At 70.7% G+C, this 25,400-nt stretch carries 32 protein-coding genes; 13 read left to right on the forward strand and 19 right to left on the reverse strand.

Going from position 1 to position 25,400, the window contains the following annotated elements; translation table 11 throughout:
- Positions 1-103 precede the first annotated feature (103 nt).
- From AB0M59_RS18485 to AB0M59_RS18510, 6 genes are all read right to left on the reverse strand, one after another.
- Positions 104-964 carry a DUF4349 domain-containing protein gene (locus AB0M59_RS18485; RefSeq protein WP_364616359.1) on the reverse strand — a complete coding sequence of 287 codons (861 nt, stop codon included), beginning with the start codon at positions 962-964 and terminating at the stop codon, positions 104-106.
- Positions 965-1,034: 70 nt separating this feature from the next.
- Complete coding sequence (locus AB0M59_RS18490) at positions 1,035-1,547, reverse strand: YbjN domain-containing protein (RefSeq protein ID WP_364616362.1); 513 nt, start codon at positions 1,545-1,547, stop codon at positions 1,035-1,037.
- On the reverse strand, positions 1,544-2,848 hold the full coding sequence (gene mshA / locus AB0M59_RS18495; RefSeq protein ID WP_364616365.1) for a D-inositol-3-phosphate glycosyltransferase: 1,305 nt from the start codon (positions 2,846-2,848) through the stop codon (positions 1,544-1,546). The genes AB0M59_RS18490 and mshA overlap by 4 nt, the downstream gene beginning before the upstream one ends.
- Positions 2,849-2,870: 22 nt before the next feature.
- On the reverse strand, positions 2,871-3,686 hold the full coding sequence (locus tag AB0M59_RS18500; RefSeq protein WP_364616368.1) for an alpha/beta hydrolase: 816 nt from the start codon (positions 3,684-3,686) through the stop codon (positions 2,871-2,873).
- A 3-nt stretch (positions 3,687-3,689) separates the two neighbouring features.
- Positions 3,690-4,868 carry an Ig-like domain-containing protein gene (locus AB0M59_RS18505; protein ID WP_364616370.1) on the reverse strand — a complete coding sequence of 393 codons (1,179 nt, stop codon included), beginning with the start codon at positions 4,866-4,868 and terminating at the stop codon, positions 3,690-3,692.
- Positions 4,869-5,027: 159 nt separating this feature from the next.
- Complete coding sequence (locus AB0M59_RS18510; RefSeq protein WP_364616373.1) at positions 5,028-6,083, reverse strand: UDP-N-acetylmuramate dehydrogenase; 1,056 nt, start codon at positions 6,081-6,083, stop codon at positions 5,028-5,030.
- 24 nt (positions 6,084-6,107) lie between these two features.
- Here AB0M59_RS18510 and AB0M59_RS18515 point away from each other — a divergent pair, with 24 nt between their 5' ends.
- The 5 genes from AB0M59_RS18515 (at position 6,108) to purU (ending at position 9,568) form a co-directional block, all read left to right on the forward strand.
- Positions 6,108-6,614 (forward strand): DUF2505 domain-containing protein, encoded by a 507-nt coding sequence (locus AB0M59_RS18515; protein WP_364616376.1) that lies wholly within the window; start codon positions 6,108-6,110, stop codon positions 6,612-6,614.
- Positions 6,593-7,393, forward strand: coding sequence for a class I SAM-dependent methyltransferase (locus AB0M59_RS18520; protein WP_364616379.1), 801 nt, complete (start codon positions 6,593-6,595; stop codon positions 7,391-7,393). The genes AB0M59_RS18515 and AB0M59_RS18520 overlap by 22 nt, the downstream gene beginning before the upstream one ends.
- Before the next feature lie 63 nt (positions 7,394-7,456).
- A complete protein-coding gene (locus AB0M59_RS18525) occupies positions 7,457-8,164 on the forward strand; it encodes a VTT domain-containing protein (protein WP_364616382.1) in 708 nt (235 codons plus the stop codon).
- Positions 8,055-8,678, forward strand: a complete 624-nt coding sequence (locus AB0M59_RS18530) for a maleylpyruvate isomerase family mycothiol-dependent enzyme (RefSeq protein ID WP_364616384.1) — start codon at positions 8,055-8,057, stop codon at positions 8,676-8,678. The genes AB0M59_RS18525 and AB0M59_RS18530 overlap by 110 nt, the downstream gene beginning before the upstream one ends.
- Before the next feature lie 23 nt (positions 8,679-8,701).
- The gene (gene purU, locus AB0M59_RS18535) at positions 8,702-9,568 is read left to right on the forward strand and encodes a formyltetrahydrofolate deformylase (RefSeq protein ID WP_364616387.1); all 867 of its coding nucleotides are present in this window, start codon (positions 8,702-8,704) and stop codon (positions 9,566-9,568) included.
- Between the two features lie 21 nt (positions 9,569-9,589).
- Here purU and AB0M59_RS18540 read toward each other — a convergent pair whose 3' ends face one another.
- Complete coding sequence (locus tag AB0M59_RS18540; protein ID WP_364616390.1) at positions 9,590-10,639, reverse strand: NAD(P)-dependent alcohol dehydrogenase; 1,050 nt, start codon at positions 10,637-10,639, stop codon at positions 9,590-9,592.
- Between the two features lie 103 nt (positions 10,640-10,742).
- Here AB0M59_RS18540 and AB0M59_RS18545 point away from each other — a divergent pair, with 103 nt between their 5' ends.
- Both AB0M59_RS18545 and AB0M59_RS18550 read left to right on the forward strand, forming a co-directional pair.
- Positions 10,743-11,342, forward strand: a complete 600-nt coding sequence (locus AB0M59_RS18545; RefSeq protein ID WP_364616393.1) for a TetR/AcrR family transcriptional regulator — start codon at positions 10,743-10,745, stop codon at positions 11,340-11,342.
- A gap of 9 nt (positions 11,343-11,351) precedes the next feature.
- Entirely contained in the window at positions 11,352-11,966 is a 615-nt protein-coding gene (locus tag AB0M59_RS18550) for a pyridoxamine 5'-phosphate oxidase family protein (protein ID WP_364616396.1), read from the forward strand.
- On the opposite strand, the gene AB0M59_RS18555 is transcribed toward AB0M59_RS18550, so the two are convergent.
- Positions 11,935-12,282, reverse strand: a complete 348-nt coding sequence (locus AB0M59_RS18555; protein ID WP_364616399.1) for a helix-turn-helix transcriptional regulator — start codon at positions 12,280-12,282, stop codon at positions 11,935-11,937. The two genes, AB0M59_RS18550 and AB0M59_RS18555, sit on opposite strands and share 32 nt — an antisense overlap.
- A 70-nt stretch (positions 12,283-12,352) precedes the next feature.
- Here AB0M59_RS18555 and AB0M59_RS18560 point away from each other — a divergent pair, with 70 nt between their 5' ends.
- Positions 12,353-12,985, forward strand: a complete 633-nt coding sequence (locus AB0M59_RS18560; RefSeq protein WP_364616402.1) for a haloacid dehalogenase type II — start codon at positions 12,353-12,355, stop codon at positions 12,983-12,985.
- Here AB0M59_RS18560 and AB0M59_RS18565 read toward each other — a convergent pair.
- Positions 12,982-13,998 (reverse strand): NADP-dependent oxidoreductase, encoded by a 1,017-nt coding sequence (locus AB0M59_RS18565; RefSeq protein ID WP_364616405.1) that lies wholly within the window; start codon positions 13,996-13,998, stop codon positions 12,982-12,984. The genes AB0M59_RS18560 and AB0M59_RS18565 overlap by 4 nt on opposite strands.
- A gap of 92 nt (positions 13,999-14,090) precedes the next feature.
- Positions 14,091-14,525 (reverse strand): SRPBCC family protein, encoded by a 435-nt coding sequence (locus AB0M59_RS18570; protein WP_364616408.1) that lies wholly within the window; start codon positions 14,523-14,525, stop codon positions 14,091-14,093.
- Between the two features lie 85 nt (positions 14,526-14,610).
- Here AB0M59_RS18570 and AB0M59_RS18575 point away from each other — a divergent pair, with 85 nt between their 5' ends.
- Positions 14,611-15,093: a MarR family transcriptional regulator gene (locus AB0M59_RS18575; RefSeq protein ID WP_364616411.1), complete on the forward strand. Its 483-nt coding sequence runs from the start codon at positions 14,611-14,613 to the stop codon at positions 15,091-15,093.
- A 30-nt stretch (positions 15,094-15,123) separates the two neighbouring features.
- Positions 15,124-15,897 carry a class I SAM-dependent methyltransferase gene (locus AB0M59_RS18580; protein ID WP_364616414.1) on the forward strand — a complete coding sequence of 258 codons (774 nt, stop codon included), beginning with the start codon at positions 15,124-15,126 and terminating at the stop codon, positions 15,895-15,897.
- 102 nt (positions 15,898-15,999) lie between these two features.
- On the opposite strand, the gene AB0M59_RS18585 is transcribed toward AB0M59_RS18580, so the two are convergent.
- Positions 16,000-16,923, reverse strand: a complete 924-nt coding sequence (locus AB0M59_RS18585; RefSeq protein ID WP_364616417.1) for an ABC transporter substrate-binding protein — start codon at positions 16,921-16,923, stop codon at positions 16,000-16,002.
- A gap of 139 nt (positions 16,924-17,062) precedes the next feature.
- On the opposite strand from AB0M59_RS18585, the gene AB0M59_RS18590 reads away from it, so the two are divergent.
- Together AB0M59_RS18590 and AB0M59_RS18595 are read left to right on the forward strand one after the other, a co-directional pair.
- Positions 17,063-17,770, forward strand: a complete 708-nt coding sequence (locus AB0M59_RS18590; protein WP_364616420.1) for an ABC transporter permease — start codon at positions 17,063-17,065, stop codon at positions 17,768-17,770.
- Positions 17,767-18,480 carry an ABC transporter permease gene (locus AB0M59_RS18595; RefSeq protein WP_364616423.1) on the forward strand — a complete coding sequence of 238 codons (714 nt, stop codon included), beginning with the start codon at positions 17,767-17,769 and terminating at the stop codon, positions 18,478-18,480. The genes AB0M59_RS18590 and AB0M59_RS18595 overlap by 4 nt, the downstream gene beginning before the upstream one ends.
- Before the next feature lie 21 nt (positions 18,481-18,501).
- Here the strand turns inward: AB0M59_RS18595 and AB0M59_RS18600 are convergent, their stop codons facing one another.
- From AB0M59_RS18600 to AB0M59_RS18625, 6 genes are all read right to left on the reverse strand, one after another.
- Positions 18,502-19,926, reverse strand: a complete 1,425-nt coding sequence (locus tag AB0M59_RS18600) for an aromatic amino acid lyase (protein WP_364616426.1) — start codon at positions 19,924-19,926, stop codon at positions 18,502-18,504.
- Complete coding sequence (locus tag AB0M59_RS18605) at positions 19,923-20,930, reverse strand: ornithine cyclodeaminase family protein (RefSeq protein WP_364616429.1); 1,008 nt, start codon at positions 20,928-20,930, stop codon at positions 19,923-19,925. Before AB0M59_RS18605 ends, AB0M59_RS18600 begins: the two co-directional genes overlap by 4 nt.
- Positions 20,927-21,469: a YbaK/EbsC family protein gene (locus AB0M59_RS18610; RefSeq protein ID WP_364616432.1), complete on the reverse strand. Its 543-nt coding sequence runs from the start codon at positions 21,467-21,469 to the stop codon at positions 20,927-20,929. Before AB0M59_RS18610 ends, AB0M59_RS18605 begins: the two co-directional genes overlap by 4 nt.
- A gap of 13 nt (positions 21,470-21,482) precedes the next feature.
- Positions 21,483-21,776 carry a DUF2516 family protein gene (locus AB0M59_RS18615; protein ID WP_155548692.1) on the reverse strand — a complete coding sequence of 98 codons (294 nt, stop codon included), beginning with the start codon at positions 21,774-21,776 and terminating at the stop codon, positions 21,483-21,485.
- A gap of 187 nt (positions 21,777-21,963) precedes the next feature.
- A complete protein-coding gene (locus AB0M59_RS18620) occupies positions 21,964-22,644 on the reverse strand; it encodes a hypothetical protein (RefSeq protein ID WP_364616435.1) in 681 nt (226 codons plus the stop codon).
- Entirely contained in the window at positions 22,641-23,075 is a 435-nt protein-coding gene (locus AB0M59_RS18625; protein WP_364616438.1) for a helix-turn-helix transcriptional regulator, read from the reverse strand. Before AB0M59_RS18625 ends, AB0M59_RS18620 begins: the two co-directional genes overlap by 4 nt.
- A gap of 147 nt (positions 23,076-23,222) precedes the next feature.
- Here AB0M59_RS18625 and AB0M59_RS18630 point away from each other — a divergent pair, with 147 nt between their 5' ends.
- On the forward strand, positions 23,223-24,395 hold the full coding sequence (locus AB0M59_RS18630; RefSeq protein ID WP_364616441.1) for a methyltransferase domain-containing protein: 1,173 nt from the start codon (positions 23,223-23,225) through the stop codon (positions 24,393-24,395).
- Between the two features lie 16 nt (positions 24,396-24,411).
- Here the strand turns inward: AB0M59_RS18630 and AB0M59_RS18635 are convergent, their stop codons facing one another.
- Together AB0M59_RS18635 and AB0M59_RS18640 are read right to left on the reverse strand one after the other, a co-directional pair.
- Positions 24,412-25,026: a nucleoside kinase gene (locus tag AB0M59_RS18635; RefSeq protein ID WP_364616443.1), complete on the reverse strand. Its 615-nt coding sequence runs from the start codon at positions 25,024-25,026 to the stop codon at positions 24,412-24,414.
- Position 25,027: 1 nt separating this feature from the next.
- A complete protein-coding gene (locus AB0M59_RS18640) occupies positions 25,028-25,393 on the reverse strand; it encodes a zf-TFIIB domain-containing protein (RefSeq protein WP_364616446.1) in 366 nt (121 codons plus the stop codon).
- Positions 25,394-25,400 lie beyond the last annotated feature (7 nt).

Genomic DNA, 25,400 nt, shown 5'->3' on the forward strand with positions numbered 1-25,400 from the left:
CCGTTGGCATCCCCCTCGTCACCGGGTCCTGATCGGCGGGAACTTCAGCGGGGCGGCTCGAGATCGCGACTCCCCCCTCCCTCGAGCCGTCCCGCCTGCCCGCTCACACCTCGGTGGGCTCCGCCTTCACCGGGCGGCGACGGCGGTTCAGCCGCCAGCCCAGCCACGCCAGCGGCACCACGATCAGCAGGAACGGCGCGATCGCGCCCAGCACGGTCAGCAAGCCGCCGCCGAAGACCAGGAACGCGTCCCACCCGCCGGCCAGACCGCCGAGGAACCCGCTGCGGTCCTCCTTCGCCGGCGCCGGCGCCGCCACGCTGCGGATGCTCATCGCCACGGTCGCCATCGCGACGCTGCCCGCCAGGGAGTTCCGCTGCTGCTCGAGCGATTCGAGCGCCGATTCGCGGCTCGTCAGCTCACTCTCGATCGACGTGATGTCCGACACCGAAGTCGCCTGCGAGAGCAGCGCGCGGATCCGCTCGACCGACTTCCGCTGCGTCGTCAGCCGTGCTTCGACGTCGACGACCTGCTCGGTCACGTCCTGGGTGTTCAGCTCCCGCTTCACCAGGCTCGAGCCCAGGTGCGAAAGCTGGTCGAGCACCGGGTCGAGCTTGTCCGCGGGCACCGCCAGCGACAGCGTCGCCGAGTCCTCGCCGGTGCTCTCCTGCCCGGTGTAGCCGCCCGCGCCCAGCGCGATCCCGCGGGCCTGCGCGACGACGTCGACGACCTTGGTGGCCGTCAGCTCCAGCCGCGCGCTGCGCGACAGCTTCCGGTCGGTGGCCCCGGCCTGCGGTGGCGTCACCTTCGAATCGGCCTTGCCGGTGCCCTGCTGAGGCGCGGCGGGCACACGCCCCGAGCCCGCGCTGTCCGCCGTGGACGATGCCCCGTTCTCCGCCGACGAGCAGCCGGCCAGCGCGATCGCCGCCGCCGTGATCGCCAGCGCCGCTCTCCATCGAGTCCGCATCCTGGGTCTCCCTCCAGTTTCGACTGGCGATGAGACGGATGTCCGGATCAGGACCGTTGCACGGCCCGGGTCACGACTCGGTCAAGCCTGGTTCGTGCGGCTTCGCGGGCGCGACGAGGTGCTTGAACGCCTGCAGGTTGGCCAGCGACTCGCCGCGGGAGACGCGCCAGTCCCACTCGCGCTTGATCGACGTCGCGAAGCCGATCTCCAGCAGCGTGTTGAAGTCGCCGTCGGCGGCTTCGAGGACTTGGCCCAGCACCTTGTCGAGCTCGTCGGCGGACATCGTGTCCTTGCCGAACCGGCCGACCAGGTAGATGTCGCCGAGACTGTCCACTGTGTAGTGCACGCCGTAGAGCTTCGCGTTGCGCTGCAACAGGAACCGGTAAACGTCCTCATGGGACTCATCCGGACGTCGACAAACGAACGCCTCGACCGAAAACGCGTGGTCGCCGTCGACGAGCCACGCGTTCGTCTGCAGCTTCTTCGTCCCCGGGAGCGTGACGAAGTACTTGCCGGGACCGCGCTTGTCGTACTCCAGCTCCGAAGAGTCCAAAGTAGACTGGATCAGCTCGTCCAGGCTCACACCGCCACCTCCGCGCGCAGGTCCAGCGCGTGCCGGAAAGCGCTGGTGGCCTGAGCATAGATGTCCAGGAGCGCGTCCGTCGTACGACGCCAGGAGAAGCGTCCCGCGTGCACGACGGCGTTGGCGCCGAGCTCGGCTCGCCGGTCCGGGCGCAGGGCGACGGCGGCCAGCGCGTCCGCCCACTCCTCGGCGCCGTGCCCGGGGACCAGCAGGCCGGACACGCCGTGCGGCACCGCCACCGGCAGCCCGCCGACCTCGGCCGCGACCACCGGCGTCCCACAGGCCTGCGCCTCCAGCGCGACCAGCCCGAACGACTCGTTGTAGCTGGGCACCGCGACGACGTCGGCGGCGCGGAACACCCGGGCGAGCGCTTCGCCCGGCTGCGGCGGCAAGAAGCGGACCTGGCGCTCGATGCCCAGCGAAACCGCCAGCTCGCGCAGGGCCTGCGGCTGCTCCAGCCCGGTGCCCGACGGCCCGCCGACGATCAGCACGACCAGACGGGGGGCCAGCTCCGGACGCCGGCGCAGGAGGGCCGCCGCGGCGTGCAACAGCACGTCCGGCGCCTTGAGCGGCTGGATCCGGCCGGCGAAGGCCAGCACGACGTCGTCGGCGGCGAGGCCCAGCTCGGCCCGCGCGACGGCCTGCGAACCCGGCGTGAAGCGTTCGAGGTCGACACCCGGCGGCACGGCGTGCACCGCGTGCGGCTCGGCGTCGTAGAGGTCGACGAGCTGGCGCGCCTCGACCGCGGTGTTGGCGACCAGCCGGTCGGCCTCGGCGACCACCTGCTCCTCGCCGATCACGCGGGTGCGCGGCTCGGGCTTGTCGCCCTCGGCGAGCGCGGCGTTCTTCACCTTTGCCAGGGTGTGCGCGGTGTGCACGAGCGGCACGGACCACCGGTCGCGCGCCAGCCAGCCGACCTGGCCCGAGAGCCAGTAGTGCGAGTGGATGAGGTCGTAGTAGCCGGGCTCGTGGAACGCCTCGGTGCGCAGCACGCCGGAGGTGAACGCGCACAGCTGCGCGGGCAGCTCGTCGCGGCTCAGCGGCTCGAACGGGCCCGCCTGCACGTGCCGGACGGTCACGCCCGGCGCGAGCTCGGCCACCGGCGGCTGGTCCGACGCCGTCGCGCGGGTGAACACCTCGACCTCGACCCCGAGGCGGGCCATCTCGATCGCCGTCTGGCTGACGTAGACGTTCATCCCGCCCGCGTCACCGGTCCCCGGCTGCTCGAGTGGCGAGGTGTGGACGGACAGCACCGCGACCCGGCGCGGCGCAGCACGGAACCCGCGGATGGAGCTGGTCACCTTGGTCGTCTCCCGCGTTACGTCAGCATTCCTCGGCGAACTGCCGGAGTACCGCGTCGAACTCGTCCGCGGACTCGGCGAAGGGCGCATGCCCCCCGTCAAGGAACCAACGCCCGGTGGCACCCGGAATCTTCCCGATCGAGTGCTCCGCCGCCGCGGGGTCGATCACTTGGTCGTGCGAACCGTGCACGACGAGGGTCGGTTTGTCGACCCTGACCAGGACTTCGTCGCTGCCGATGTCTCGGCGGAACAGCGCCGCGCGAACCGACGGGGGCACGCTGAGAGAAGCCCCTAGCAGAGCTTGGACCTGCGCTCCGGGCACCGGGCCGCCGGCCATGTCGCGGCTGAACGCGGTGAGCGCCGGGACCGCGATGTCCGGATCGTCCGAAAGCATCGCCCGCATGTGCTCACGCATCAACGGGCCGACGCGTCCGCCCGCCCGGTCGCGGCCGATCTCGGTGATCGCGCCGACGAGCACGATCCCGCGCAGCCGTGCGGTGCCGTGCACCCGGATGTGGTCGGTGAGCACCAGGCCGCCGTAGGACCAGGCGACGACGATCGCGTCCGGCCCGGCGAAGTCGAGCACCGCGGCGAGGTCGTCGGCCCAGGCCACCGGGTCGTCGTAGCCCGACGCCGGGACGTCGGACGCGCCGTGGCCGCGCAGGTCCATCGCGACCAGGCGGAACCGCTCGGTCAGCGCCGGGTCGGCGAGCTGCGCGGCCCAGCAGCCGGCCGACTGCGCCCAGCCGTGCACGAACACGATCGGCCTGCTGTTCTCGGCCCCTTCGACCCGCAGGCCCAGCCGCGTCCCGCCGTACCCGACGACTTCGGTGCGCACGGGTTACTTCGCACCCAGCCCTTTCCAGGCCGACCAGCTGTAGTTCCAGTCCTTGACATCCGAAGCCATCGGCGCGCCCAGGTTCGAGCCGGTGATCTCGACGGGGTCGCCGACCAGCGCGGAGTCGAAGTAGTCCTTCGCGTCGGCCTCGAGGAGGTTGACGCAGCCGTGGGAGTTGTTGGTCTTCCCGATGTTGGCCGCGTTGTCCTGGTTCTCGTGGATGTACTCGCCGTGGTTGGAGAACCGGCAGGCCCACTTCTTGTTGACGTTCGTGTAGCCGTAGCGGGCGTTGTCGAACACCGCCGTCGGCTCCTTGCTCATGACGATGTAGGTGCCGTTCGGGGTGTTGCGGTCGACCTCGGCGTCCAGCCCGTTCGCGCACGGGTAGCTCTTGACCTGCGAACCACCGCGGTAGACGCGCATCTGGTGGTCCGGGGTGTTGACCTTGACCACCTGGTTGCGGCCGATCTTGAACTTCGTCGTGACGTCGGCCTTGCCGTACGCGCCGCCGCCCAGCTCGACGCCGTACAGCTTCGCCTCGACGCTCACGGTGATGTTCTGCGGCCAGTACTCCTTCGGCCGGTAGTCGACCTGGCTGTCGGACAGCCAGCCCCAGGCGCCTTCGACGTCCTTGTCCGTCTTCACCGACAGCGCCTTCTCGACGGCCGCGCGGTCCTTGACCGGCGACTGGAACTTGACGCTGATCGGCATGGCCACACCGACCTGCTGGTTGTCGGCCGGGTTGAGCGTGGCGCGGATCTGCTTGGCCGGGGTGATCGTGCTGAAGGTGCCGGTGAGCTCGACGGGTTTGCCGTCGCTGCCGGTGGCCTTGGCCGCGTAGGTGTAGGTCTTGCCGTAGCCGAGCGGCTCGGAGCTGGTCCAGGAGAGCCCGTCCGGCGCGGTGTCGCCCTTGACGGCCTTGCCGCCGTCGGCGGTCACCTTGCACTCGGTGAGCTTGCCGTCGGCGACCTTGATCACGACGGGCTTGAGGACCGGGGCGTCCTTGGCGTTGACGGCCGGCTCGGCCGTGATCTTCGCCACGGGCTGGGCCCCGCCCTCCCCGTCGGCGCCCGCGGCGCCGGTGGGCAGCGCGGTGCCGTCGTTCGTGCTCGAACACGCCGCGGCGACCAGGGCGGCCCCCGCCGCCAGAGCGGCCTTGAAGACCGTACGCCGTTCGATCACCGAAACCTCCCGAGTTCCCCCGCCGACCAGCGGGGCACACGCCCTTAGCGCTGGTAGCCCAGCCGACGTTACCCGCCGAAAGGTAAAGACCATCCGATCAGGTGGCGCCGCCTATGTCGACAATGACGTCCTACACACGTCCAGGTTGCCCGGTTCGGCTCAAATCACGCAGTTGATCAGCAACGGCTCCGGGTGCAGCCGGACCCCGAAACGCTCGGAAACGCCGTCGCGGACTTCGCGGGCCAGGGCGAGCAGGTCTTCGGTCGTCGCGTCGCCGCGGTTGGTCAGCGCGAGGGTGTGCTTCGTCGACAGCGAGACGCGGTTCCCCGGCCCGGGGTGCCCCTTCGCGAAGCCGGCGCGCTCGATCAGCCAGGCCGCGGACAGCTTGACGCCGCCGTCGGCCGGGTACTGCGGGACCTCGGACCCGACGCTGTCCGTGATGCGCGCCAAGACGGCTTCCGCCGCGGCCGACGGGACGATCGGGTTGGTGAAGAACGAGCCCGCGCTCCACGTGTCGTGGTCGTCCGGGTCGAGCACCATGCCCTTGCCGCGACGCAGCTCGAGCACGGCTTCACGCGCTTCGGCCGCCGGGACGTGGGCGCCGATCTCGACGCCGAGCGTGCGCGCCAGTTCGGCGTAGCGGACGGGCGCCGAGAGGCCGTCCTCGCGGATCTCGAAGCGGACCGACAGGACGACACCGTTGTCGGTGCCCTTGAGGACGCTGGTGCGGTAGGCAAAGCCGAGCTCGTCCGCCTTGAGCGTGCGCACTTCACGCGTCCGCCGGTCGTACAGCTCCACCGAAACGATCGACTCGGCCACTTCGCAGCCGTACGCGCCGACGTTCTGGATCGGCGTCGCGCCGACACTGCCCGGGATGCCGGAGAGGCATTCGAGCCCGCCCAGGCCCGCCTCGACGAGCCCGGCGACGAACGCGTCCCAGTTCTGGCCGGCCTCGACCTCCACGACGGCACCGTCACGGCGCCAGCCGGTGTTCGCCACCTCGATCAGCGTGCCGTCGAACCCCGCGTCGCCGACCACCAGGTTGGAGCCGCCGCCGAGCAGCAGCACCGGCTCGCCCGCCGCGTCGGCCTCGCGGACCGCCGCGACGAGGTCTTCGCTGGTCACCGCGCTGACGAACTGGCGGGCCGGGCCGCCGAGACGCAGCGTGGTGTACGCGGAGAGCTTCGGGAGTGCGGGAGTTCGGGCGGTGTTCACGCGTCTGACGGTACTGTCCGGCTCATGGGATCCCGGATCGAGCACCGTGCTGAGTTCTCCGCCGACGTCGCCGCGACGTACGCGGCGGTCGCCGGCGAAGACGCGCTCCGAGCGCGGCTCGAGCGGCTCGGCGGGCACGGCGCGGCGCTGCTGTCGTACGAGGTCTCCGGCACGGACCTGCGGTACGAGCTGCGGCAGGGGATCAGCGCGGACAAGCTGCCGCAGGCGGTGCGGACGCTGCACAAGGGCGACCTGATCGTGACCCGCACGCAGACCTGGCGCGTGAGCAACGACGGCACCGGCCGCCAGGGCAACGCGACGGTCGAGGTCGGCGGCGTCCCGGGCGAGATCACCGCGCGCACCGCGTTGCTGGCCAACGGCGACAAGACGGTGCTGCGGATCAGCGGCGAGGTGACGGTCCGGATCCCGCTGTTCGGCGGGAAGCTGGAAAGCGTGATCGCCGAGCAGGTCACGAAGCTGCTGGAGCACGAGTCCGAATTCACGGCGAAGTGGCTCACCGAAGCAAACTGAGCCCGGTCGGCGCGCCGACCCGCGGCACGACCAACCCGAACCGCCTCCGCCGGGTCGACCGCTGGATCGCTTCTGCGCCGGCGACGACCCGGTTGCTGCGCGCGGCCGACGCGCCGCTGGTCGTCGACCTCGGTTACGGCGCTTCGCCGGTGACGACCGTCGAACTGGCGCGGTGGCTGCGGCGCGTCCGGCCGGACGTCCGGGTGCTGGGCTTGGAGCTGGACCCCGCGCGCGTGGCTGTCGCCCAGCCTGCCGCTTCCCCGCCGCTGCTGGACTTCCGCCGCGGCGGGTTCGAGCTGGCCGGGACCCGGCCGGTGCTGGTGCGCGCGTTCAACGTGCTGCGGCAGTACGCGGAAGACGAGGTCGCGGGCGCGTGGGGGCTGGTGCTGGACTCGATGGCCCCGGGCGGCCTGCTGGTCGAGGGGACGTGCGACGAGATCGGCCGGCTGTCGACGTGGGTGCTGGTTTCCGCGTCCGGCCCGGTTTCGTTGACGCTGTCGATGCGGCTGGCGGGGCTGGAGAAGCCGTCGACGATCGCCGAGCGGCTGCCGAAGGCGCTGATCCACCGGAACGTCCCGGGCGAGCGGGTGCACGCGTTGTTGTCGTCCCTCGACGCCTGCTGGGCCACGGCCGCGCCGCACCAGGCGTTCGGGGTCCGCTCGCGCTGGCTGGAAACCGTGCGGCTGCTGGTCGCACGGGGTTGGCCGGTGTCGGGCCCGCCGTCGCGGATCCGGCTCGGCGAGCTGACCGTGCCGTGGTCCGCGGTCGCCCCCGCCTGAACGTTCACCGGGCCACCCCCGCTGCGTCACCCCGAAGTGACCTGCGGTGATCACCATTGAGTCGTGGAACTGCTGGCGCACGTCACCGAACTGCTGCGCGACGCCGTGGGCTCGCCGTGGCTGTGGGTGCTCGTCTTCGCCGTGTCCGGGCTGGACGCGCTGCTGCCGTTCATGCCCAGCGAGACGACCGTCGTCACCGTCGCCGTGCTGCTCGGGCCCGACCCGGCTCGGCTGGCCCTGCTCGCGGCCGTGGCGGCGGGCGGGGCGTGGGCGGGCGACTGCCTCGGGTACGCCGTCGGCCGGGCCGCCGGGCCGCGGGCCATCGCGCGGCTGCAACGCGGGCCGGAAGGGCAACGGCGCTACGCGTGGGCGCAAGACCAGGTGCGGCGCAACGGAGGACTGCTGATCATCGCCGCGCGCTACCTGCCGGGCGGACGCGTCGCCAGCGCCCTGGCCACCGGCAGCCTCGGGTATCCCTTGCGCCGGTTTGTGCCACTGGACCTCGCCGGCGCGTCGATCTGGGCGGTGTACAGCGTGCTGATCGGCCTCGCCGGCGGAGCGGCCTTCGCCGACGAACCGGCGAAGGGGCTGTTGCTGTCCTTCAGCCTCGGTTTGGGCCTGGTTTTCGCCATCGAGGCCGGGCGACGGCTACGGTCGGCCCATGCAGCTGCTGGAGGCGATCGACGTCCACGCCGACGCGCTGAAGCGGGCGGCGCTGAAAGCCGGTCCGACGGCGCCGGTCCGGAACTGTCCGAAATGGACTGTCCATGACCTGGTGGCGCACATCGCCTTCGTGCACGGCTTCGTTGTCGGCCTGGCCGTGAACCGCCCGGTGAAACCGGAGCCGCCCGCGGACTGGGCCGACGTCCTCGGGTGGTGGGACGGCCAGCGCCTGGCCCTGCGGGAAGCCCTCGCGACAGACCCGGGATCCCCAGCTTTCTCGCCGTACCCCGGCTTCGACACCACGGGCGGCGACTGGACCCGCCGGATGGCCCACGAGACGGCGATCCACCGCCTCGACGCCGAATCGGCTCTCGACGACGTCCCGCCGACTCGGTTCGAACCCGGCTTCGCCAACGACGGGATCGACGAGTTCCTGACCTACCTCACCCCGCGCCTGGGCAAGAAAGCCGACGTCCGCGTCACGACGCCGGAGCGCACGTGGGCCCTCGGCGAGCCGGTCGCCGAGGTCACCGGCGCCGCCGACGACGTCTACCGCGCGCTCTGGGGGCGTCCGCACCAGGCGCGCGTCACGGGTGACCTCGCACCGCTCGCGGCGCCCTGACCAGCGCGGGGGACAATGCCGTCGTGACCGCTCCCGAACGCCGCTACGTCATCACCTTCGGCTGCCCCGACCGCACCGGCATCATCGCCCGGATCTCCGGGTTCCTCGCCGAGCACGGTGGCTGGATCGTCGAAGCGGCCTACCACACCGACCCGGACACGGGCTGGTTCTTCACGCGCCAGGTCGTCCGGGCCGACTCGCTGCCGTTCGACGCCGACGAGCTGCGCGCCCGGTTCGGCGAGGTGGCCGCGGACCTGTCGGCGGAGTCGAGCTGGCAGGTCAGCGACACCGGTGAGCGGCGCCGCGCGGTGGTGCTCGTCTCGAAGGCCGGGCACTGCCTGTACGACCTGCTCGGCCGGGTCGCGTCCGGTGAGCTGGACGTCGACATCGCGGCGGTGATCGGCAACCACGAGTCGCTCGCCGACATCACCCGGGCGCACGGCATCCCGTTCCACCACGTGCCGTTCCCGGCCGGCGGCAAGGAAGCGGCGTTCGAGGAAGTCCGGAAGCTGGTCGACGAGCACGAGCCGCACGCGGTGGTGCTGGCCCGGTTCATGCAGATCCTGCCCGCGGACCTGTGCCGCGACTGGGCCGGCCGCGCGATCAACATCCACCACAGCTTCCTGCCGTCGTTCATCGGCGCGAAGCCGTACCACCAGGCGCACACGCGCGGCGTGAAGCTGGTCGGCGCGACGTGCCACTACGTGACGGCGGACCTCGACGCCGGCCCGATCATCGACCAGGACGTCATCCGCGTCGACCACGGCGACTCGGTCGAGGACATGGTCCGCAAGGGCCGGGACATCGAGAAGGTGACGCTGGCCCGCGGCCTGCGCTGGCACCTGGAGAACCGGGTGCTGGTGCACGGCAACCGCACCGTGGTGTTCTGACGCGGTTGCCGTGCGGGTGCGTCACGCGCCGATGGTCGAGGCGTCGATGACGAACCGGTAGCGCACGTCGGAGTTCTCGACGCGCTCGTAGGCGTCGTTGACCTTGTCGGCCGAGATCGTCTCGATCTCCGCGCCGATGCCGTGCTCGGCGCAGAAGTCCAGCATCTCCTGGGTCTCGGCGATGCCGCCGATCATCGAGCCGGCCAGCACTTTGTTGCCGCCCAGCAGCGAGAAAGCGTTGTACGACAGCGGTTCGCCGGGCGCGCCGACGTTCACCATCGCGCCGCCGACCTTGAGCAGGCCGAGGTAGGCGTCGATCGGCAGCTTGGCCGACACGGTGTTGAGGATGACGTCGAACTTGCCCTTGAGGACGTCGAACGTCGCTTCGTCGCTGGTCGCGTAGTAGTCGGTCGCGCCGAGCTTGAGGCCGTCTTCCTGCTTCTTGAGGCTCTGGCTCAGCACGGTGACCTCGGCGCCCATCGCGGCGGCGATCTTGACGCCCATGTGCCCGAGCCCGCCGAGGCCGATCACGGCGACCTTCTTGCCGGGGCCGGCGCCCCAGTGGTGCAGCGGCGAGTAGGTGGTGATGCCCGCGCACAGCAGCGGCGCGGCGATGTCGAGGCTGATGCCCTCGGGGATGCGGCAGACGAAGGCGTCCTTCACGACGATCTGGTTGCTGTAGCCGCCGTAGGTGTTCTCGCCGTCGAAGCCGATGCCGTTGTACGTCTGGACGTTGCCCTTGACGCAGAACTGCTCGGTGCCGGCCTTGCAGTATTCGCACTCGCCGCAGGAGTCGACCATGCAGCCGACGCCGACGCGGTCGCCGACCTGGTACTTCGTGACGTCGGAGCCGACCGCGGCGACGACGCCGGCGATCTCGTGGCCCGGGACCATCGGGAAGATCGCCTGGCCCCAGTCTTCCTTGGCCTGGTGGATGTCGCTGTGGCAGATGCCGGCGTAGGCGATGTCGATGAGGACGTCGTCCGGACGCAGGTCGCGGCGCTCGATCGTGGTCGGTGCGAGCGGCGCACCCGGCGCCGGTGCCGCGATGGCGTGCGTGGTGGTGCTCATGGAACCCTCCAGGTTCAAGTACCGTTAGCTCTCGTAAGAGGTCTCTTACATGTCTACGTAAGAGGGGTCTTACATATTTCGATCGGGAGATGTGATCCAGGTCATGGGCGGCAAGTACCACCACGGCGATCTGCGGGCCGAGCTCGTGCGCGTCTCGCTCGACCTGATCGCCGAGCAGGGGCTCGAGGGCTTCTCGGTCGCACAGGTCGCTCGCCGGGCGAACGTCAGCCCCGGAGCGCCGTACCGGCACTTCGCCGACCGCGAAAGCCTGCTGGCCGAGGTCGCCTGCCACATCGCCTGCCAGCTGGCCGACCGCGTCACCGAAGCGGCGGCCGAGCACACGGACCCGGTGGACGCCCTGGCCGCGGGCGCGGGCGCGTACACGCGCTACCTGATCGAGCGCCGGGCCGGGATGAACGTCATCTACGCCGACGGCCTCCACAGTCCCGAGCACGTGGAGCTGATGGCGCAGACCCGCCGCCTGACGGACGAGTTCCTGATGCGCTGCCTGGCGGTCGCCCCCGACCCGGCAACGGCGCTGGAGCTGATGGAGCAGCTGTTCACCCAGGCCCACGGCTACGGCACGTTCCAGCTCGACGGCGTCTTCGTGAAGCACGGCTACTCGGTGGACCTGGTGGTGAAGAAGTCGACCGAGGCGGCGCGGATCGCGATCGCGGGGAGAACTGTCGGTGGTCCGCGCTAGCTTGGCCCCATGGGGATCATCGACACGCATGAGGCCTTGCGGGAGCTGCTCGGCGACGCGAAGCCGACCACGCGGCAGAAGGTCATCGACCACATCGACGAGCACGCGCGAACGCTGATCGCGCACTCGCCGTTCGTGCTGCTGGCGACCTCGGCACCGGACGGCAGATGCGACGTCTCGCCCCGCGGCGACCCGGCGGGCTCGGTCCTGGTGCTCGACGACCGGACGCTGGTGCTCGCGGACCGGCCGGGCAACAAGCTGATCGACAGCTTCCGCAACATCGTCGACAACCCGCACGCGGGGTTGCTGTTCCTGGTGCCGGGCATGAACGAGACGCTGAGGGTGAACGGCCGCGCTCAGTTGGTGTCCGACGCGCCGTTCTTCGATGCGCTGGTGGTGAAGGGAAAGCGCCCGAAGCTCGCGGTCGTCATCGAGGTCGAAGAGCTGTACATGCACTGCGCGAAGGCGTTCCTGCGGTCGTCGCTGTGGGACCCGTCGACGTGGCCGGACCGCTCGGCCCTGCCGACGCTGGGCACGATCCTGCGTGACCAGATCGCCCTGTCGATCTCAGCGGACGAACTCGACGCGAGCCTCAACGAACGGGCGCTGACCGAGCAGTACTGATCCCGGCTGTACTGATCCCGGCAACGACGTCCAGCAGCCCCGGGAACTTCGCCTCGAACTCGTCGCGGCGCAGCCGCACGAACGTGCCGTTGCCCGCGTCGCGCTGCCGGACCAGGCCGGCCTCGCGCAGCACCCGCCAGTGGTGCGTCCGGGTCGACTTGGCGATCGGCAGCGGGAACGACGAGCACGCGCGCTCGGCGCCGTCTCCGTCCACGAGTTCCAGCACGACCGCGCGGCGGTGCGGGTCGGCGAGGGCGGACAGGACAGCGCCGAGGTCGACGGCGGCCATCTCCGGAATCGGCAGTTCACCGGGCATGCTGGACATGGTACGGCAGCTGTCGTACCTTCGACGAGGTACGAGAACCTTCGAACCTCCGGAGATCCGCATGCTGTGCGTGTTCGACGTCAACGAGACGCTGCTCGACCTCGCCGCGATGGACGACCTCGTCGGCGGCCCCGAGCTGCGGCGCGAGTGGTTCGGACTGGCCATCCACACGGTCCTGACCGTCACGGCCACCGGCGGCTACCGCGACTTCGCCGGCATCGCGGGAGAAGCCGCCACCGAAGTCGCCGCCCGGCACGGGCACGAGATCAACCTCGCGAATGTCGGCGAAGGACTGCGAAGTCTCCCCGCCCACCCGGACGTCGAAGAAGGCCTCGCCAAGCTGCGCGAAGCCGGCCACGACGTCGTCGCGCTGACGAACTCGCCGCTCGCCACCGCCGAGGCGCAGCTGCAGAACTCGGGCCTGGCCACGCTCTTCGACCGGATCTTCTCGGCCGAGCAGGTGGGCAGGCTCAAGCCCGCGCCGGAGCCGTACCGGCAGGTCCTGGACGCCTACTCGGTCGCGCCGGCCGACGCGGTGATGATCGCCGCGCACGACTGGGACATCGCGGGCGCGCAGGCGGCCGGGCTGCGGACGGCGTTGCTCGCCCGCCCCGGCGTCCGCCCGCTGCCCGGCTCGCCCGAGCCGACGTACACGATCTCGTCGCTGCCCGAGCTGGCCTCGCTGCTGGATTAGTCCGCGATCCGGACCAGCATCTTGCCGGTGTTGGCCCCGGAGAGCAGGCCGAGGAAGGCGTCCGGCGCGTTGCGGATGCCGTCGACGAACGTCTCGGAGTACTTGATCCGCCCGGAACTCACCAGCGGCGCGATCTCGCTGACGAACTGCTGCTGCAGGCCCCAGTGGTCGATCACCAGCAGGCCGCGGATGGTGATCCGCTTGGCGATGATCTGCGCGAGGTTGCGCGGCGCCGGCGTCGGCTCGGTGGCGTTGTACTGCGAAATCATGCCGCAGACGGCGATGCGCCCGTGGAGGTTGATCGCGCTGATCGCGGCTTCGAGGTGCTCGCCGCCGACGTTGTCGAAGTAGACGTCGATGCCCTCTGGCGCCGCCTCGTGGAGCTGCGCGGCGACCGGGCCGTCCTTGTAGTTGAACGCCGCGTCGAAGCCGAGGTCCTCGACCAGGTGGCGCACCTTCTCCGCCGACCCCGCCGAGCCGATGACGCGCTTGGCGCCCTTCAGCTTCGCGAGCTGCCCGACGAGGGAGCCGACCGCGCCGGCCGCGCCCGAGACGAACACCGTGTCGCCCGGCTTGAACTCGGCCGACTCCAGCAGGCCCGCGTACGCGGTCAGGCCCGGCATGCCGAGCACGCCGAGGTACGTCGAGAGCGGCGCGGCGTCGGCGTCGACCTTCACGAAGCGCTTGGCGTCGAGGACGGCGTGGGTGCGCCAGCCGGCCTGGTGCAGCACGTGGTCGCCGGGTCCGACTCCATCGATTTTCGATTCGACGACCTCGCCGACCGCCCCGCCGGACATGACCTCGCCGACCTCGAAGGGCGGCGCGTACGACTTGACGTCGCGCATGCGGCCGCGCATGGCCGGGTCGACGCTCATGACCAGGTTGCGCACCAGGATCTGCCCCTCGCCGGGGGTGGGGATCTCGGTGTCGACGACGTCGAAGTTGTCGTGCGTCGGGACACCTTCCGGGCGCGACGCCAGCCGGATTTCGGTCGCCTGAGTGGGTGCGTTCACCGTCGAACTCCTCAATCTCGAAGCGGGGCAGGCGCCCCGGATTCCTCTGGCTGCAACCTACTAACCGGGGCGCACATTCCGATTGTGACGTGCTACACGATCTCGGCGAGCTTCCCGAGGACGCCGTCGTAGATCTTCTTGAGCCCACCGGGCGCGAAGGTCTTCTCGAAGAAGCCGCCGATGCCGCCGGCGCCGTCCCAGCTGGTTTCGATCCGGACGAGGCTCTTCTCACCGGCTTCGGAAACCGTCCAGGTGGTGACCATGCTGGAGTTCGTGTCGGTCTCGACCAGCGTGCCGGGCTTCGGCTCGGTGACGGTGGCCTTGACGTCGCGCACGCGCTTGGACGTCGCCTGCAGTTTCCAGCCGGCCTTGGTCCCGGCGCCGACGCCGCCCTCGGTCACCTCGTAGTCGCGGTAGTGCTCGGTGAGCAGCTTCGGGCGCGTTTCGGCGTAGTCGGCGACGAGTGCGCGGACCTTGTCGGCCGGGGCGTCGATGGTGCGCTCCGCGGTGGCCGTGACCTTTCCCATTTCGCTCCTTCTCCTTCGGGCGTCGAGTGTGGCCCACGATTCCACCACCGGCCGGGAGGCCGCCCACCGCGTTAGGCTGACACCCATGAGTTCCACGACGGACGCCACCGGCCGGCGGCGCGCGACCGTGGCGCTCAAGGAGTCGCTGCGGGAGCTGCGCAACCAGCTTTCGCTGCTGAACCACCAGGTCAGCGCCCACCTCGCGCTCAAGGACGTCGACCTGGACTGCCTGGAGCTGATCGGCAGGCACGGGCCGCTGAGCCCGAGCGCGCTGGCCCGCCGCGCCGGGCTGCACCCGGCGACGATGACCGGCATCCTCGACCGGCTCCAGAAGGGCGGCTGGATCGTCCGCGAACGCGACCCCGAGGCGGCGGACCGCCGTGCGGTCGCGGTGCGCGCGGTCCGCGGCCGGAACGCGGAGCTGTTCCGGCTGTACGCGGGGATGAACACGGCGATGGACGAGCTCTGCGCCGGTTACAGCGAGGAAGAGCTGGCGCTGATCGCGGGTTTCCTGCGGCGCGCGACGTCAGCGGGCAACACGGCGACGGGTGATCTGGCTAACGGCTGACCAGCGGTTATTTGTGCTGTACTCCCAGACATGTGGCAGACGGGCGACGCGTACGAGGCCTACATCGGACGGTGGAGCCGGCGCGTCGCGGCGACGTTCGTCCGACAGCTCGGCGTCCCGGCGAGCCGCCGCTGGCTCGACGTCGGCTGCGGCACGGGCGCACTGACGTCGGCGGTGCTGGCCGCGGCGGATCCCGTCGAGGTCGTGGGCGTGGACCCGTCTTCGGGCTTCCTGACGACCGCTCGTGCTCGGGTGACCGACCCGCGGGCGTCGTTCGAGGTCGCCGACGCGCGATCGCTGCCCTTCCCGGACGACAGCTTCGACGTGGTGGTGTCCGGCCTGGTGCTGAACTTCGTGCCCGACCCGGCCCGCGCGGCGGCGGAGATCGCCCGGGTGACGCGCGGCCCGGCCGCGGCGTACGTCTGGGATCTCGCGGAGGGCATGGAGCTGATCCGGCACTTCTGGGAGGCCGCCGCCGAGCTGGACCCGGCCCGCGTCGCGGAGCTGGACGAAGGCCGCCGGTTCACGCTGTGCCGCCCCGAGCCGCTGGGCCGGCTGTGGACGGAAGCGGGCTTCACCGAGGTGTCGGTCGGCGAGATCAAGATCCCGACGGTGTTCACCGGCTTCGACGACTACTGGCAGCCGTTCCTCGGCGCCCAGGGCCCGGCCCCGGCGTACCTGGCGACGCTGCCGGAGGCCCGCCGCGACCAGGTGCGCGAGCTGTTGCGCAGCAGGCTGCCGACGAACCCGGACGGCTCGATCCCGCTCTCGGCCCGCGCGTGGGTGGTCCGCGGAACGGCGTAGGACCAGAGCAAAGCGCCCCAATGTGGCCTTCGGTGCGTTGAACGCACCCAAGGCGGCCTTCGGTGCGTTCAACGCAACCAAGGCCGCCTTGGGGCGCTCAGGTCAAAGACCGGCCTGCGACAGCCAATCCTTCGCGACATCAGCGGCCTTCTCGCCGTCCGAGTCGACCCGCTTGTTCAGATCGCGCATCACATCCGTCGTCAGCTTCGCGCTCACCGCGTTCACCGCGGTCGCGAAGTCGGCGCCACGCTCGTCCAGCACCTTCTTGTTCACCGCCGGCACGACGTTCTCCGTCGGCACGATGTTCAGGTCGTCCTTGAGCACCGTGTAGTTCGAGTCACCGGTCAGCGGGCTGACCGAGTCGACCGGGATCACCGTGACGGCGCCCGACTTCAGCTGCTCGACCCGCGGCCCGGCCTCCTGGACGGTCTGGAACGTCGCGTTCGTCAGCTTGTAGACGTCCTTGAAGCCCAAGAAGCACGGAAGGCGCTTCTCGCACTCCGGCGGCCCCGCCATGACGACCTTGTCCAGCTTCTTCAGGTCGCTGATGGACGCGATGCCCTTTTCCTTGGCCAGGTCGGACTTGACGATGTAAGTGTTCTTGTCCTCGGCCGCGGCGAAGTTCAGCAGGCCGACGCCGCTGGGCTCGAACAGCTTGGCCAGCTGGTCGTGCTCCTCCTGCGCGGTCTTCCCGGCCTCCTTGCCGAAGCCGGTGGTGATCGCCGCCCCCTGGTACTCCGGGATGAACTGCAGCTCACCGGACTTCAGCGACGGGTAGATCAGCTCCCGCGAGCCCAGGTTCAGCTTGCGCGTCACCGGGTAGCCCTTGGCCTCCAGCGCCTGCGCGTAGATCTCGGCGAGGATCTGGCTGTCGGTGAAGTTGAAGGACGCGACGACGATCGGCGCGCCACCCTTGCTCTGCGCGGCGGGTTTGTCACCACTGTCGCTGCCACCCCCACAGGCGGCCAAACCGAGCGTCGCCGCGACGGCCACCGCCACCACGGACGCGTTCCGGAACCAGCGCACGAATCCCCACTCCCTCGTCACTCGAACAGACGAAAGGACCCTAGCGCCGCCCACCGACAAGTGCCCACATATTGGGAGAACTGCACTCGAATTCCCAGACTCCGGAATGAGCCCCCACCAAACGGGGTAGGGTCGCCAGGTGCACGTGACCGCGGTGACCCCGCTGGCCGCCGACAGTGTCGATAGCGGGCCCCCGATCTTCCAGTGGAAGTGGGTGGACCGCAACGCGGACGACATCGTCCAGCGCCTCGGCGAACACATCTCGCTCACCGCCGCCGCACTCGGCGTCGGACTGGTCGTTTCGATCGCGCTCGCGGTGCTCTCGCTGCGGTACCGCTGGTCGTACCCGGTCATCCTGGGCACGGCCGGCGCGCTCTACGTGATCCCGAGCCTCGGCGCGTTCGCCGTGCTGGTGCCGTTCTTCGGGCTGACGTTCCTCACCGCGATGATCCCGCTCGCGACGTACACGCTGCTCATCCTGGTTCGCAACATCGTCACGGGCGTCGACCAGGTGCCGAACGAGGTCCGCGAGGCCGCGGTCGGCATGGGCTACACGCGCGGCCGGCTGCTCTGGCAGATCGAGCTGCCGCTCGCGCTGCCGGTGGTGATCGCCGGGCTGCGCGTCGCCGCGGTGACGACGATCGGCCTGGTCACCGTGACGTCGATGCTCGGCCTCGGCGGCCTGGGCTACTTCATCCGCGCTGGCATCCAGACGGCGACGCCCAACCCGACGGAGATCATCGTCGGTGTGGTGCTGTCGGTGGTCCTGGCGGTGGTCGTCGACCTCGTCCTCTGGTTCAGCGAGCGCCTGCTGGCGCCCTGGTCGCGGAAGGTGCGGGCGCGATGAGCTTCCTCGACCAGCTGAACGCGTGGCTCGCGGACCCCAACCGCTGGAGCTGGACGGACAAGGCCGGCATCCCGTACCGGACGCTGGAGCACCTCAGGTTTTCGTTGCTGGCACTGGTGATCGCGGCTGTCCTGACGATCCCGGCCGCGCTGTGGCTGGCCCACTACCGCAAGGGCGCGTTCCTCGCTAGCAGCGCGGTGAACATCGGCCGCGCGATCCCGAGCTTCGGCCTGATCATCCTGTTCTGGTTCCTGGCCAGCCGCTGGGAGGTCGACACGACGTTCTGGCCGCTGCTGCTCGCGCTCGTCGCGCTGGCGATGCCCCCGCTGTTCACCAACACGTACGCGGGTGTGGTGTCCCTGGAGCAGGAGACGGTCGACGCGGCCCGCGGCACGGGCTACCGCGAATGGCAGATCATGCTGCGCGTCGAACTGCCGCTGGCGTCGCCGGTGCTCCTGGCCGGCGCGCGCGTGTCGTTCCTCCAGCTGGTCGCGACGGTCGCGATCGGCGCGATCGTCAACGACGGCGGCGGCCTCGGCCGCTACATCGTCGACGGCTTCGCCCTCGGCGCCCAGGGTTACGGCGAGATCTTCGCGGGCGGCCTGGCCGCGGTCGTCCTGGCGCTGGTGTGCGACGGCGCCTTCGCGCTGATCACCCGGTTGGCCACCCCCCGAGGTCTGGCCCTGCAGAACGCCCGCCGCGAGTCGTAGCCCGGCGCCACATCGGGGAAATCACCCGCTGAACGAACGGCACGCCGCGGCCAGCCGTTCTACCTCGGGCCCCAACGGCCGGTCCTCGTCCACCGGCGGCACCACCGACCGCACCCACTCGTAAGCGGCACCCAAGCCCGGGACCCCATCCGAAGCCAAGTACCGCGCCTGAGACGCCGTGATCAGCTCGCACGCGGTGATCGCGAACAGGTGCGTCGCGGCCGCCCGGAGTTGCTCGCCCGCCGCCCACGCAAACGCTTGCACGTCCTCTTGACCAGCCGACGTGTCGATCGAACCCAGAGTCGCGGGCGCGGCAAGACGGCGCAACGCATGCAACTCGCCGACCGCCCGCTTGTGCAGCGGCACCAGCCCCGCCCGTGGCCCGGGGTCCGTCGTGAGCTGCGCCGGGAGCCCGCTGAAGCGCTCGTCGAGCAGCCGGTGCATGCGCTGGACCGAAATCTCGCCGAGGTGGACCAGCGCCGCCGTCACCGCGTCCATGCGCAGCCCGAGGTCCACCGCGTGGTACGCCGTCCCCGGGAGGAACTCCCCGTCGACGAACGACGGTGAGTCACCCGGCGTCGTCTGCCAGCGCACCACTGTCTCGCGCAAGTCGTCGTCGACGCGGGACGCGTGAGCCAGCGCCCGGGGCGCGACCCGCACCGACAGCGCCGCCTGCACGACCCCGGCGCGCACCGGACCCGCACCAACCATCCCGGTCAGGGCCGTCAGCAGCCGCCGGAGGTGGTCGTCGCCGCCCGCCATGACCGGCGAGAACACCTCGCGCGGCGCGCCGAGCACGTCGATCGCCATCGCTTCGGTGAGCGTCTGCAGCTGGATGAGCTGCCGCGCTTCGGCCCAGCCGCGCTGCGCGTGCATCACCGCCAGCGGAGAACCCTGAAGCAGCGAAGCGCCTTCTTTCGGCCCCAGCACATACGGCTCGGTGCCCCGGCGAGCGAGCGCCTCCGGCGCGGGCGTCTCGACGCCGTCTTCGAGCACCGTGCCGATGCCGAGGAACGTCTGGAAGGCGTGGGACAACGGGATGATCTCGCCCGAGCTGCCGAGGCCGCCGCGCGGGACCGCCGGGGTGAACCCGTCGTTCAGGCGGTCCACGAGGAACCGCACCAGTTCCGGGCTCACCCCCGACCACGGCCGCAGGAAATCGCGCAGCCGCGCGACGAGCAGCGCGCGGACGTCCTCCGGCGGGAGCCACGGCGGCCCGCCGACGGCCCGGCCGATCAGCAGGTTGCGCTGGTGTTCCGCCTGCTGCCGCGCGTCGAGCGCCACGCCCGCAAGCCGCCCCATCCCGGTGGTGACGCCGTAGACCGGCTTTTCGCGGCTTTCGAGCGCCGTCAAGAGCTCGTTCCGGCGCCGCCGCAACGTCTCTACCAGCGGTTCGGCCAGAACCAACCGTTCACCGTCGGCGAACTCGCTTCCGTCGATGATCATCGGTACGGCAGCATGGTGCCGACGCCGGAAGCCTCGGCACGGGCCAGGATCATGTCCGCCACCGCGACGTCCGTTGTGGACAGTCCGCGGTGCCAGAACAGGATCCGCTCGGCGTCGTGCTCGCGGCCCGGCTTCTTCCCGGCCACGATGTCGCCGATCTCGGCGTGGACCCCGTCCGCGGTGAGGAGGCCGGCGTTGAGCTGCGGGCGCAGGGCGCCGAACCGCGGGTTGCCGGACTGCGATTCGCGCCAGTCGTCGACGACGACCTTGTCGACGTCGTCGAGCAGCGTGAGCTCGAGCGCGCTGATCGTGCCGTAGGGCACCAGGAAGGTGCCCGGCCGGAGGAACTCGCGCCGCACCAGCGGTTCGGGTTCGACCAGCCGGGAGGCCTCGACCTGGATGTCCGCGCCGTCCAGGGTCTCCTCGGCCGTGGCGCAGACGCGGACGTCCTTGCCGAGCCGTTCGGAGAGCCGGCGGCCGAAGTCCTCACGGGACTCCGGGCGCTTGCTGGTCACGCGGATCTCGGCGAAGTCGAACAACGAGTCGAGGAGGACGACGTTCCACCAGGCGGTACCGCGGGCGCCGATGTGCCCGAGCACCCGGGAGTCCGGGCGCGCCAGGTACTTCGCGCCGACGGCGGTCATCGCGCCGGTGCGGGCCTCGGTGATCATCGTGCCGTCGACGATGGCCCGCGGCATGCCCGTGTCCGGGTCGAGCAGCAGGATCAACGCCATTTCCGAAGGGAGGCCCCGTTCGAAGTTCCCCACGAAGTCACCGACGACCTTCACGCCGCTGACCTGCTTCGCGGAGAGGTGGCCGCGAAGGATGTTGAAGTGGCCCTTGCCGCCGTTGTCCGGCACGAGGTGCGTACGCGGCTCGAAGACGACCTGGCCGCGGCCGTGGTCGGCGAGCACGTCCTCGACCGCGCCGACGATGTCCGCGTCCGTGACGCCGAGCGAGTCGATGTCGGCACCGGTCAGGTACCGGAGCCAGACGGACGTCACTTGGCGAGGTCCTCGATGACCTCGGCGCCGGGCAGCGAGGCCAGCGCGGCGCCGGAGATCAGCAGCTTGCTGCCGCGGATCCCGCTGCCGATGACGAGCTCGGGAGCGTCGGCGACCCGCTTGTCGATCAGGATCGGCCAGTCGGCGGGCAGGCCGACGGGCGTGATGCCGCCGTACTCCATGCCGGTCAGGGAGACGGCTTCGTCCATCGGCGCGAACGACGCCTTGCGGACGTCGAGGCGGCGCTTGATCACGCCGTTGACGTCGGCGCGGGTCGTCGCGAGCACGAGCGCGGCCGCGAAGCGGACTTCGCCCGCGCGCTTGCCGGCGACGACGACGCAGTTCGCGGACGCTTCGAGCGGCGAACCGTACGTCTCGCAGAAGGCGGCGGTGTCGGCCAGCTCCGGGTCGATCCCGGCGACGCCGACGGCGTCCGGTTCGGCGAGCGCGGCGAGCGCCTTGGCGACGGGTTCGGCGAGCAGGTCGGTACGCGTGGGGGCGGGAACCACGGTGAGGCTCCCGGCAATCGTCCAGGTCACCCCGCCACAGTAGCTACCAGTTGGAGCCGCCGCGCTGGACCTCGATCAGCTTGGGGCGGACGTCCACGATGTAGACCAGGGCCGCGGCCATGGCCGGCACCCAGAAGATCATCCCCGGGCCCATCACGCTGAACAAGGCCATCGCGAGCGTCGCGCCACCGGTGATGAGCATCCAGATGGGCTTGGTCTTGCGGTCGGCCGCGGAATAGGCGTCGGCACGCTGCAGGAGCGCGTGCACGAACGCGAAGAGCCCGACCAGCGCGCTGCCCCAGTGGACTACTTCGAGGATCCAGATGGCAACCAGCACAGCGACAGCTTACGGCAAACCGCCCGTACGACCCCGGCCCCGCCACCGGGATGCGGTGGCGGGGCCGGGGTGTTCACGGCGTTTTTACCAATCCGGCCAGAAGCAGGCCGCCCCCAACGCGGCACGTGACCGTTGCTACGAAACCAGTCGGCCGTGACTGTGGTCGGATTGGTAAAGATCGGCTCAGTTACTTGTCGGTCTTCGGCGCGGCCGGCTTCTTCGCGGCGGCGCTGGTGGTGGTCCGGCGGGCCGGGGCGGCCGTCTTCGGGGCCGTCTTGTTCGCGACCTTGCGGCTCGTGGAGCGGGTCTCGTGGGCGACGTCGTCACCCAGCTCCTCGATGGCCTCGGCGGCGTCGCCGGCGACCTCGGTCACCTTGCGGGCGGTCTTCTCGCCGACCGAGCGGGTGCGCTTGGTGAAGGTGCCCAGCACGCCGTCGACGCGCTCGCGGACCTCGGTGGTCACGCCCTCGACCTGGCCCTGCGCGGTGGCGACGGCCTCCTCGAGCTGCTCGATGGCCTTCTTGACCTGCGGCTGCGTGGAGAACTTGTCCCACGCCTGCTCGCCCGACTCGGCCAGCTTGTTGTACAGCTTGAGCGCGGCCTCGGTGTACTCGTCGATGACCTTGCGCAGCTCGGCCGGGTCCAGCTTCTCGCGGAGGCTCTCGACGTCGGTCGGCAGCTCCTGCAGGTTCTTGCGGGCGGTCTCGCTGCCCTTGGTCACGTTCTCGCGGGCCTTGGCCACGGCGTCGGTGACGGCCTGACCGGCCAGGTTGCCGGCGCCGAGCGCGGCGAGCAGCGGGGTGCGGACCTGGTCGAGGGCGGTGTTCACGGCCTTCTTGACGTCTTCGGTGGTCTTGGGGGTCGTCATGCTGACTCCTTGGTGTCTGCGGCTGGTGTGCTGTCTGGGGTGTCCGTGGTGTCCCGGGTGGTAGACGATCCGGCGGCCGGCCGTGCCGCGGCGTTCTCCCGTCGGAAGGACTCGTAGACGTCGAGCAGGACCTGCTTCTGCCGTTCGGTCAGCTCGGCGTCGGCGCGGATCGCGTCGCCCACCGGCCCACCCGTCGGCAGGTCGAGGATCCCGGCCTGCACGTACAGCGCTTCCGCCGAAATGCGCAGGCCCTTGGCGATCTGCTGCAGGATCTCCGCGCTGGGTTTGCGCACCCCGCGCTCGATCTGGCTCAGGTACGGGTTGGACACGCCGGCGAGCTTCGACAGCTGGCGCAACGAGATCTTCGCGGTGTTGCGCTGCTGGCGGATGTACTCGCCGATGTCGGAGGCGATGTCCGCGACCTTCTCCATGGGACTTCCGGATCCTGATGCCCCACCGGTCTCTGTCATCCGGCCACCTCCTCGCGACACCTTCGACGGTACGCGCGAGTGCTAGCTATTGCAAGCACTCTGCTTGCAACTATCGGGTGTGGTGGTGCTCACCGCTAACGTGGTCGCATGACGCGCTCGGCTCGGCTGCGGCGGCGGCTCGTCGAGCACCTGCTCGACGAGGACGTCCTGCACGCCCCGGAATGGATCGCCGCCTTCCGCGCGGTACCGCGCCACGTCTTCCTGCCGCGGTTCTTCGCACCGGCGGGCGGGCTGTGGGCCGCGGTCGACCGCGACGACCCGGGCTGGCTGGAGACCGTCTACTCGCGTGACGTGCTGGTCACGCAGCTGGACGACGACCCGGACCGCTGGGAGCTCGCCCGGCGCACCGGACCGGTGGCCGGCACGCCGACGAGCTCGTCGAGCATGCCGTCGATCATGGCGATCATGCTCGAGGAGCTGCGGGTGCGGGACGGGCAGCGCGTGCTCGAGATCGGCACCGGCACCGGCTACAACGCCGCGCTGCTGAGCCACCGCTGCGGCGCCGGCCTGGTGTCCACCGTGGACGTCGATCCGGTGATCGCGGACGAAGCGCGCGAACGGCTGGCCGCGGCGGGCTACCGGCCGGCGTGCGCGGTGGGCGACGGCGCGCTCGGCTTCCCGGCCGGCACGCTGTTCGACCGGGTGCTGTGCACCGCTTCGGTGTCATCGATCCCGCTCGCGTGGCTGGCGCAGACCACGCCGGGCGGCCTGATCGTGACGACACTGAACCGGCCGATCGGCGCCGGGCTGATCCGGCTCGTCGCCGGTGAGGACGGCACCGGGCAGGGGCACGTCCTCGCGCGCGACGGCCGTTTCATGCCGCTTCGCGCGCATCGGCTGACGCAGGCCGACCCGCTGCCGATGCCGTCGCGGGACGACTGGGAGCAGACGCGGCTGCCGATGTCGTCGGTGATCCAGCCGCGCAAGCAGTTCGAGTTCTTCGCCGGGCTGGCGATGCCGGGCGTCCGGCCGGTGCGCGACCACGACGGCACGGACCCGCACGCGGCGGGCGGGCCGGGCGAGAGCGGAGTCGCGCTCGTCCACTCGGACGGCTCGTGGGTCCGCCACCGCAAGCGTGCCGGCGCGGACGAGGTGGCCCAGGGCGGCCCGCGAGCGCTGTGGGAACTGGCCGAGGCGGCTTACGTCGAGTGGTGCGAGCTGGGCAAGCCGGACCGCGACCGGTTCGGGGTGACGGTCACCGCGGACCGCCAGGAGTTCTGGCTCGACGAACCGGGCGGCCGCACCTGGCCGCTCGGCTGACCGGAAAGGCTTCGGCTCAGTCCGGCAGCCGCGTGCGGATCCACTTCTCGACGTGGTCCGCCGTCGCCTCCGCCGAGATCTCCGTCGTGTCGAAGAGGTCGACCCCCAGCTCCGGCGCCGACTTCTGGAGCCAGTCGTTGAACTCCAGCATCTCCGCGATCCGCGGCTCGTCCCACTCCCGCCACGCCGGGCGCGCCCGCAGCCGCCGGCTCAACGACTCCGGCGTGCCGACGAGCGCCAGGTAGTGGATCTCGCTGAAGAACACGCGCTCCGGCAGGGGCTCGAACTCCGGCGGCACCACGGTCCCGCACAGCACGACCGGGCGGCCGTTCTGGTGCAGCATCGCCGCCATCCGGAGCCACACCGCGCGGAACGCCGCGACGTCGTCGCGCAGGGCGCCCGTCCAGAGGATGTCCTGATCCAGCACCACGACTTCGCCGCCGAAGCGCGCCGCCAAGAGGGGGCCGAGCGTCGACTTGCCCGCGCCGCTCGGGCCCGTCAGCGCGAACAGCGGCAGCCGCCGGAACGGCCACCGGTGACCGCACCGAGCGCACTCCAAGGATCCCCCGGCGACGACCGGGCGGTCGGCCCGGTCGCCGCAGGACGGGCAGATCCGCAGGTCGAGACCCACCTCAGTCGAAGAGGTTCTCGAGGAAGCCGCGCTTGCGGTTGCCGTGCCCGTACGGCCTCGGCGAATCCGAGTACCCGCGGTGCTGCGGCCGTGGCGAGTCCCCGTACCCCCCGCGGTACGCCTTGGGCGAATCCGGATAGCCGCCGCGGTAGGGGCGCGGCGAGTCGGGACGGCCGTGGCCGCCCTGGTACTGCGGTGGCTGGTGGCCGTAGAACGAACTTTCCGCACCGGCGATCGCTTCGAGCTCACCGCGGTCCAGGAAGATCCCGCGACAGCCCTCGCACTGCTCGATGTGGACGCCGTTCTTGTCCACGGTCCGCATCTGGTTCTGACACTTCGGACAAATCACACATGCGAGACTACGCACAAATCGG

This window comes from Amycolatopsis sp. NPDC051371 (assembly GCF_040682155.1).
Lineage (GTDB): Bacteria > Actinomycetota > Actinomycetes > Mycobacteriales > Pseudonocardiaceae > Amycolatopsis.

Coding starts and splice junctions, on each gene's coding strand:
- AB0M59_RS18485 (WP_364616359.1), bottom strand. CDS start 964: ATGCGGACTCGATGGAGAGCGGCGCTGGCGATCACGGCGGCGGCGATC.
- AB0M59_RS18515 (WP_364616376.1), top strand. CDS start 6,108: ATGGGATCCCGGATCGAGCACCGTGCTGAGTTCTCCGCCGACGTCGCC.
- AB0M59_RS18530 (WP_364616384.1), top strand. CDS start 8,055: ATGCAGCTGCTGGAGGCGATCGACGTCCACGCCGACGCGCTGAAGCGG.
- AB0M59_RS18540 (WP_364616390.1), bottom strand. CDS start 10,639: ATGAGCACCACCACGCACGCCATCGCGGCACCGGCGCCGGGTGCGCCG.
- AB0M59_RS18545 (WP_364616393.1), top strand. CDS start 10,743: ATGGGCGGCAAGTACCACCACGGCGATCTGCGGGCCGAGCTCGTGCGC.
- AB0M59_RS18550 (WP_364616396.1), top strand. CDS start 11,352: ATGGGGATCATCGACACGCATGAGGCCTTGCGGGAGCTGCTCGGCGAC.
- AB0M59_RS18555 (WP_364616399.1), bottom strand. CDS start 12,282: ATGCCCGGTGAACTGCCGATTCCGGAGATGGCCGCCGTCGACCTCGGC.
- AB0M59_RS18560 (WP_364616402.1), top strand. CDS start 12,353: ATGCTGTGCGTGTTCGACGTCAACGAGACGCTGCTCGACCTCGCCGCG.
- AB0M59_RS18570 (WP_364616408.1), bottom strand. CDS start 14,525: ATGGGAAAGGTCACGGCCACCGCGGAGCGCACCATCGACGCCCCGGCC.
- AB0M59_RS18575 (WP_364616411.1), top strand. CDS start 14,611: ATGAGTTCCACGACGGACGCCACCGGCCGGCGGCGCGCGACCGTGGCG.
- AB0M59_RS18580 (WP_364616414.1), top strand. CDS start 15,124: ATGTGGCAGACGGGCGACGCGTACGAGGCCTACATCGGACGGTGGAGC.
- AB0M59_RS18595 (WP_364616423.1), top strand. CDS start 17,767: ATGAGCTTCCTCGACCAGCTGAACGCGTGGCTCGCGGACCCCAACCGC.
- AB0M59_RS18600 (WP_364616426.1), bottom strand. CDS start 19,926: ATGATCATCGACGGAAGCGAGTTCGCCGACGGTGAACGGTTGGTTCTG.
- AB0M59_RS18620 (WP_364616435.1), bottom strand. CDS start 22,644: ATGACGACCCCCAAGACCACCGAAGACGTCAAGAAGGCCGTGAACACC.
- AB0M59_RS18625 (WP_364616438.1), bottom strand. CDS start 23,075: ATGGAGAAGGTCGCGGACATCGCCTCCGACATCGGCGAGTACATCCGC.
- AB0M59_RS18630 (WP_364616441.1), top strand. CDS start 23,223: ATGACGCGCTCGGCTCGGCTGCGGCGGCGGCTCGTCGAGCACCTGCTC.